Source organism: Psychrobacillus sp. (assembly GCF_056205495.1).
In genome coordinates this window covers 1-7,617 of sequence record NZ_JBAEAP010000601.1, presented here as the reverse complement: position 1 = coordinate 7,617, position 7,617 = coordinate 1, and the positions used below count along the sequence as shown (strand labels likewise).

Here is a 7,617-nt window from a genome sequence, read left to right as displayed (position 1 = left end):
GAATATCATTCAAAAAGATGGTAATTTCTATATATTGGAACCTTGAATATTTCATTGGAAAAATACCTAAATTAAGCTTGAAATTTAAAGTATACTTGTTATAATTATATTTGTACTTTAAATAATAAGAACGTTCCGAAGTAGCTCAGTGGTAGGGCAATCGGCTGTTAACCGATTGGTCGTAGGTACGACTCCTACCTTCGCAGCCATTTTTATGCTTCCATAGCTCAGTAGGTAGAGTGCTTCCATGGTAAGGAAGAGGTCACCGGTTCAAATCCGGTTGGAAGCTTTTCTATTTTACATAAAAGTAGGGAAAATACATAAAAAAGTGCTTGTTTTGAAGTTATACTTATGCTAAACTATTAATTGTCCGGTTTTTAAAGAGGATTACTGTTTTGGAGGATTAGCTCAGCTGGGAGAGCATCTGCCTTACAAGCAGAGGGTCGGCGGTTCGAGCCCGTCATCCTCCACCATAAAGTTTTTATAATAGCCTGGAGGGGTAGCGAAGTGGCTAAACGCGGCGGACTGTAAATCCGCTCCTTAGGGTTCGGCGGTTCGAATCCGTCCCCCTCCACCAGTTTTTGGGGTATAGCCAAGCGGTAAGGCAACGGATTTTGATTCCGTCATGCCCTGGTTCGAATCCAGGTACCCCAGCCATTTTCTATTATCTATTATGGGGCCTTAGCTCAGCTGGGAGAGCGCCTGCCTTGCACGCAGGAGGTCAGCGGTTCGATCCCGCTAGGCTCCATTTTAATTCTAATGTGTGTATACTGAACTCTTTTCATTCAATTGAAAAGAGTTTTTTTGTGTTTAAAATATATAAGAAAATAACTTCTACATTCCGATATAATTAGAAAAAAGAGAAGGGGTTGTGAGATGAAATGGAAAGCTTAATTCTTGGGGATGTTACGTTAAGACTATTAACGAAAAGTGATATACCATTACTATGTGAGTTGTATGAGCCTAGTATATTTGAATATATGCTACATAAGGTAGAAAATAAAGACGAGCTAGAGGCTTGGCTGCAAACAGGTATTGATCAAATGAACGTTCAACAAACGGCAATTGCTTATGTAGTAGAACATACAAATACCAAGAACATAATCGGGACGACTAGGATTAATGGGATAGACCAAGTAAACCGTTCCTGTGAAATTGGCTCAACTTTTTACGGAAAGGCATTTCAACGAACTCATGTAAATACGACCTGTAAGTTTTTGATGCTTCAGCATTGCTTTGAGACGCTGGGGATGATTCGTGTACAGTTTAAAACCGACGAATTAAACTTACCGTCACAGCGAGCTATTGAAAGAATTGGGGGCATCAAGGAAGGTGTGTTAAGGAACGAACGTGTGAGATCCAACGGGACCGTCAGAAACGCGGTTTTATATTCGATTGTAAATGAAGAATGGGCAGGAACAAAAAAATATCTTCAATTATTAATGAATAAATATACATGAAAATGCTGAGTTGAGCCAACTGCCTTTAAGGAATTACAATAAGTGTATGAACTAAAGGGGGTATAAAATAATGAATAAATTAAATCTAACAATTATAGGGGTTCCTATGGATCTTGGCCAAAATAGACGTGGGGTAGATATGGGGCCAAGTGCAATTCGTTACGCTGGGGTAGTGGAACGCTTAACTGACCTTGGTCATACGGTGAAGGATGAAGGGGATATTTTAATCAGTCAGACTAGAAAAAAAGAATCATCTACTACCTTAAGAAATTTAGAGCAAGTAATTGAAGCTAATACATCTCTTGCGAATAAAGTGCATGCGGTCGTAGAGGCAGGGGATTTCCCTCTTGTCCTAGGTGGAGATCATAGTATAGCTATCGGTACATTAGCAGGCCTTTCTGATCAATACGAAAACCTAGGGGTTATCTGGTACGATGCTCATGCAGACTTAAACACAGCTGAAACTTCTCCATCGGGCAATATTCATGGTATGCCATTAGCCGTAAGCATAGGCTTAGGTCACAAGGATCTAGTAAACATACGTGAATTTGCACCGAAGATTAAACCTGAGAATATAGTTATAATTGGTGCCCGCTCTGTGGACCCGGGAGAAAGAGAACTGATTAGAGAAAAAGGCATTAAAGTTTTCTCCATGCATGAAATAGATAAGCTAGGGATGACCGAGGTTATGAATCAAACGATAACTTACTTCCTGGAACGTAAAGTGGATGGTGTGCATTTGTCTCTTGACTTAGATGGATTAGATCCGCTATATACACCTGGAGTTGGAACGCCTGTACCAGGAGGTATAAGCTATCGTGAAAGTCATTTAGCTATGGAAATGCTTTATTCCTCTCATTTAATTTCATCTGCTGAATTTGTAGAAGTAAATCCTATTCTCGATGAGAAAAATAAAACAGCTGATACTGCAGTCGCACTTATGGGGTCATTATTTGGAGAAAGCTTAATATAATAGTTTTATTAGTATTTTAGGAAAAGCAGGCTAATTGTCAGCTTTTTCTTTTTTTTTAACAACACAACACAGGAAATATTTGATAAAATTAAAATAATATAAAAAAATGAAACCTGTTGAATCCTTCTTACGTATAGGTAGAGACAGCCGCATAGAGCGGAGGGGAAAATCACACGATGGATGCGATAGTTAACAAAAGAATAAAACAAGTACTTAAAGGAGATAAAGACGCATTCGCGGAGATTGTCGACCTTTACCAAAATAGGCTTTTCCAAGTTTGTTATAGAATGCTTGGCAATCGTCACGAAGCTGAAGATATAGCACAAGAGGCATTTGTCCGGGCCTATATAAATATTCATACATTCGATCAAAAAAGAAAATTTTCTACGTGGCTGTATCGTATTGCTACCAATTTATGTATTGATCGTATACGTAAAAAAAAGCCTGATTATTATTTAGATGCAGAAGTAAAAGGTACGGAAGGTCTCGACATGTATTCTCAAATAGCTGCCTCTGACGAACTTCCTGAGGAAGAATTGATGAAACTAGAGCTACAAGATAGAATTCAATATGAGATCAGTCGTCTTCCAGATAAGTATCGATCAGCTATAGTGCTTAAATACATGGAGGAACTATCATTACAGGAAATAAGTGAAATTTTAGATCTCCCATTAGGCACAGTAAAAACAAGAATACATCGAGGTCGGGAAGCGCTTAGAAAACAATTAAGTAAACAACCGAATCTTTAATAGGAGGAATCATGATGAGTGCGTGTCCAGAACGAATTGTTCACTATATGCATGAATATCTAGATGGTGAAATTAGTCGTGAACACGAGCTGGAGCTCAAGTCACACTTGCAATCGTGCCAAGAGTGTCGCAATCATATGCATGAGTTAAGCGATGTAGTAGCCTTTGTAAAAGGAGCAGCTCATGTAGAGGCACCAAATGATTTTACTCTATCAGTTATGTCTAGACTTCCAAAAGAAAAATCTCATACAGGTGTAAGCAGATGGTTTAGACAGCATCCTGTTCTTACGGCAGCGGCTATGTTTATGCTTTTAATGAGTAGTGCCCTTTTCTCCAATTATAATAACGATCAACAGTTTTCATTTACAAAGCAAGAGAATGTTATTGTCGAGGGAGAAACAGTTATAATCCCTGAGGGACAAGTCGTTAAAGGAGATTTGATAGTTAAGAATGGTGATGTGCGCGTTGATGGAGAATTGGACGGCAATTTAACGGTGATTAATGGGTCCATTATCGACGGTTCTAAATATATGGCTTCCACAGCCAATGTTACAGGTAAAAGTGAGGAAATTAACAAAGCATTTGACTGGTTATGGTATACGATAAAAGATACCGCTAATGAAATTACCTCTTTCTTTAAAAGCAATAAGACTGAAGAATAAAAATAGAAATAAATACCCTGAGAAACACATATATTATCCTATCTTTTTAAAAAAGGAGTCTATCCAGGAACCTGGATAGACTTTTTGCGTTAGTATTAGAACGAGAAATCTATACTTCAAATATGTTATACTTACTTTATATGGATTTGCGAGAAAAAGTGGGGGATGCCCAATGTCGTTTATGGAACAATTTACAAACTTGATGCCAGTGAACGTAATCGTCAATATATTAGACGTTTTGTTCGTATGGTTCGTTATATATAAATTAATTACTCTTATTAAAGGTACAAAAGCAGTTCAATTATTAAAAGGTATCTTTGTTATCGTCATTGCAAAAGTAGTAACTGATTTTCTAGGTTTAGATACACTTGGCTGGATGTTAAATCAAGTTATCACATATGGTTTCTTAGCAATTATTATTATTTTCCAACCTGAGATCAGAAGAGCACTTGAACAAATAGGTAGGGGGAAATTGTTTTCCAGAAGTTCTCTCCAAGAGGAAGAAGAGCAGACTCGTCTAATCGAAGCAATGACCAAGTCTGTTAGCTATATGGCAAAGCGTCGAATTGGTGCTTTAATTTCCATCGAACGAGAGACTGGATTGACAGAATACATTGAGACGGGAATACCTTTAAATGCTCACTTAACTTCTGAGTTAATGATTAATATCTTTATTCCAAATACGCCACTACATGATGGGGCGGTTATTGTTCAAAAAAATAAGATTGTTTCTGCTGGCTGTTACTTACCGCTTTCTGAAAGTCCTTTTATCTCGAAAGAGCTTGGAACAAGGCATAGAGCTGCAATAGGGCTTAGTGAGGTCACAGATGCTATTACAATTGTAGTTTCAGAGGAAACAGGAGCAGTAAGCCTTACTTCTAACGGAGACCTACATCGAAATCTTTCAATGGATGAATTTAAAAATCATTTAACAAGACTTTGGTTTGGTCCAACTGAGGAGCAAGTGACACCTTCTAAGTGGCGATGGAGGGGGAAACAAAATGGATAAAATGATGAATAATCCGTGGCTTTTGCGAATTGTTACACTTACCTTTGCCATATTGCTGTTTGTTTCCGTTAAATCGGATTTGGAATCTGATCATCAGAACTCTAGCAACAACGCAATTGACGTATTAAGGGATGTTCCAGTAGAAGTCTATTATGATGATGAGAATTTAGTCGTCACTGGAGTCCCAGATACGGTAGATGTAAATATACAAGGCCCTGCAAACTTTGTGACTTCGGCAAAGATTATGAAGGACTACAAGCTGTTTGTAGACTTAAGAGAACTTCCCATGGGCGAACATAGAGTTGCTATATCACAGGAAAATTTCTCAGAAAAATTAAAAGTCCGAACAGACCCCGTATATGTGAATGTAGTAATTGAAGAAAAAATCACCCAGGAATTCCGGGTAGATCTTGACATGAATGAAAGCCTGTTAGCAGAGAATTATGTCATGACTTCTTCTGTAGAACCTCGAACAGTAAACGTAACAGGAGCAAAAAGTGTTATACAATCTATAGGCTATGTAAAAGCAACCATTTCGAGCGAAAAAGGCATAGATAAGTCCTTTGAGCAAGAAGCTAGCGTTAGAGTGCTTGATTTGGATCTTAATAAGCTTGATGTCTCTGTCGAGCCGAGAACTGTAAATGTTAAAGTGACGGTTGAAGAATACAGTAAAGAAGTACCTATCTCGATTTCGAAAAAAGGAACTCCAAAGGAAGGTTTAACTATTAATGCGCTATCAACAGCGACTCAAAAGGTGCGGGTATATGGTCCTAGGTCGGTTCTTGATAAAATTGATAGGTTGAATGTCGATGTGGATGTGAGTAAAATTGAAGACACTGGGACAATCAGCGTTAAAATGGTTGTGCCTGAGGGAGTCACAAAATTATCTCAAGATAAAATTGATATAAAAGCAGATGTTACAAGCGCAGCACCCCCTTCCACTGGTACGGATGAAGCAGAGAAGGAAGATGAGGACACAGCTGCAGCTGATGAGATAACAGAGAAATCCTTTGCAGAAATGAAGATTGCTGTAAAAGGATTACCAGAACAGCTAGCTAGTAGCTTTGAAACACCTACTAATGGAATAATTTCTGTTGTGGCCAAAGGAACTCCAGATGCCCTGAAAGATATTCAGTCAGGGGATATTTCTATCTACGTAGATGCACAAAACATAGAAGTTGGTGAAAGAATTCTTCCTATTCAAATTGATGGTCCTTCTAACGTAGAATGGCAAACATCTGAATCCGAAGCAAAATTAATGATAAAAGACGCATAAAAGCAGGATAACAGGTAATTAAGGAGAGAAGATTAATGGGAAAATATTTTGGTACAGACGGAGTAAGAGGTGTAGCAAACGAAGAATTAACACCGGAATTAGCATTTAAATTAGGTCGCTTTGGTGGATATATTTTAACAAAAGATACTAAAGAGCGAGCAAAGGTACTCATTGGACGGGATACACGTATTTCTGGACATATGCTAGAGGGCGCGCTTGTTGCAGGTCTTTTATCTGTCGGAGTGGAAGTAATGCGATTAGGTGTTATTAGTACACCGGGAGTAGCTTATCTTACACGTGTAATGAGCGCAGATGCTGGTGTAATGATTTCTGCTTCCCATAACCCCGTGGAAGATAACGGTATCAAATTCTTTGGTTCAGATGGGTTTAAGCTTACCGATGAGCAAGAAGAACAAATCGAGCAGTTGCTTGATGCAGAGAAGGATGAATTGCCAAGACCAACAGGTGGTGGTGTCGGATCCGTATCCGATTACTTCGAGGGTGGTCAAAAATACATTCAATATCTTAAGCAATCAATTGATGAAGACTTCGTAGGCATTCATGTAGCCTTAGACTGTGCGAATGGTGCAACATCTTCCTTAGGTACTCATGTATTTGCTGACTTAGATGCTGACCTTTCGACAATGGGAGTTTCACCTAACGGCTTGAATATAAACGATGGTGTAGGGTCTACACATCCAGAAGGCTTAGCTAAGTTTGTTCTTGAAAAGGGAGCAAATGTTGGATTAGCATTCGATGGTGATGGAGATAGAATTATCGCAGTAGATGAAAAAGGGAACATCGTTGATGGCGACCAAATCATGTATATCTGTGCAAAGTATCTTAATTCCCAAGGACGATTAAACAACAAGACAGTTGTTTCTACTGTTATGAGTAACATGGGCTTCTATAAAGCACTTGAGGCGAATGATATGACAAGTGTAAAAACTTCTGTTGGAGATCGTTATGTTGTAGAAGAAATGAAGAAGAATGGCTACAACCTAGGTGGAGAACAATCTGGTCATATTATCTTCCTAGATTACAATACTACAGGTGATGGTTTGTTAACCGGCTTACAGCTTGTAAACATTATGAAGGTATCAGGGAAGAAACTTTCTGAGCTAGCAGCTGAAATGAAAGTCTTTCCTCAAAAGCTAGTAAATGTACGCGTGACTGATAAGCATGCTGTTACTGAGAATGACAAAGTAGCTGCAATCATTAGTGAAGTGGAGACAGAAATGGCTGGTAACGGACGTGTGTTAGTTCGTCCTTCAGGAACAGAACCATTAGTTCGCGTAATGGTAGAGGCTTCTAGCGTTGAAGACTGTGAGAAATATGTAAATCGTATAGTTGAAGTAGTAAAAGCAGAAATGGGATTAGTAGACTAAAGTTATAATATAACCCTGACCGGTAGAAATACGGTCGGGGTTTTTTTATATTAAAGCTTTGTTAAAGTTATTGGTTGATTTTGACTAACAATTCTTTTTT

General features: G+C 38.5%; 7 protein-coding genes and 6 tRNA genes. All 13 read left to right on the top strand.

Translation table 11 applies throughout. The features are described 5' to 3' along the window. The first annotated feature begins 133 nt into the window (after positions 1-133). Positions 134-209 (top strand) — tRNA-Asn (locus AC06OU_RS17120). A gap of 7 nt (positions 210-216) precedes the next feature. Further along, a tRNA-Thr gene (locus tag AC06OU_RS17115) sits at positions 217-289 on the top strand. Between the two features lie 108 nt (positions 290-397). After that, positions 398-473, top strand: a tRNA-Val gene (locus AC06OU_RS17110). A gap of 20 nt (positions 474-493) precedes the next feature. After that, positions 494-577 (top strand) — tRNA-Tyr (locus AC06OU_RS17105). A gap of 5 nt (positions 578-582) precedes the next feature. Beyond that, positions 583-657, top strand: a tRNA-Gln gene (locus AC06OU_RS17100). 18 nt (positions 658-675) lie between these two features. Beyond that, positions 676-748 (top strand) — tRNA-Ala (locus tag AC06OU_RS17095). A gap of 133 nt (positions 749-881) precedes the next feature. Next, positions 882-1,460 (top strand): GNAT family N-acetyltransferase, encoded by a 579-nt coding sequence (locus AC06OU_RS17090; RefSeq protein WP_475857376.1) that lies wholly within the window; start codon positions 882-884, stop codon positions 1,458-1,460. A 70-nt stretch (positions 1,461-1,530) separates the two neighbouring features. Further along, entirely contained in the window at positions 1,531-2,433 is a 903-nt protein-coding gene (gene rocF, locus AC06OU_RS17085; protein ID WP_475857374.1) for an arginase, read from the top strand. A gap of 176 nt (positions 2,434-2,609) precedes the next feature. Beyond that, positions 2,610-3,182: an RNA polymerase sigma factor SigW gene (gene sigW, locus AC06OU_RS17080; protein ID WP_169360614.1), complete on the top strand. Its 573-nt coding sequence runs from the start codon at positions 2,610-2,612 to the stop codon at positions 3,180-3,182. Positions 3,183-3,196: 14 nt separating this feature from the next. After that, a complete protein-coding gene (locus tag AC06OU_RS17075) occupies positions 3,197-3,844 on the top strand; it encodes a zf-HC2 domain-containing protein (protein ID WP_475857373.1) in 648 nt (215 codons plus the stop codon). Between the two features lie 172 nt (positions 3,845-4,016). Continuing rightward, the gene (cdaA, locus tag AC06OU_RS17070) at positions 4,017-4,853 is read left to right on the top strand and encodes a diadenylate cyclase CdaA (protein ID WP_475857371.1); all 837 of its coding nucleotides are present in this window, start codon (positions 4,017-4,019) and stop codon (positions 4,851-4,853) included. Then, positions 4,846-6,129 carry a CdaR family protein gene (locus tag AC06OU_RS17065; protein WP_475857369.1) on the top strand — a complete coding sequence of 428 codons (1,284 nt, stop codon included), beginning with the start codon at positions 4,846-4,848 and terminating at the stop codon, positions 6,127-6,129. The genes cdaA and AC06OU_RS17065 overlap by 8 nt, the downstream gene beginning before the upstream one ends. Before the next feature lie 35 nt (positions 6,130-6,164). Further along, the gene (gene glmM / locus AC06OU_RS17060) at positions 6,165-7,517 is read left to right on the top strand and encodes a phosphoglucosamine mutase (RefSeq protein WP_475857367.1); all 1,353 of its coding nucleotides are present in this window, start codon (positions 6,165-6,167) and stop codon (positions 7,515-7,517) included. Positions 7,518-7,617 lie beyond the last annotated feature (100 nt).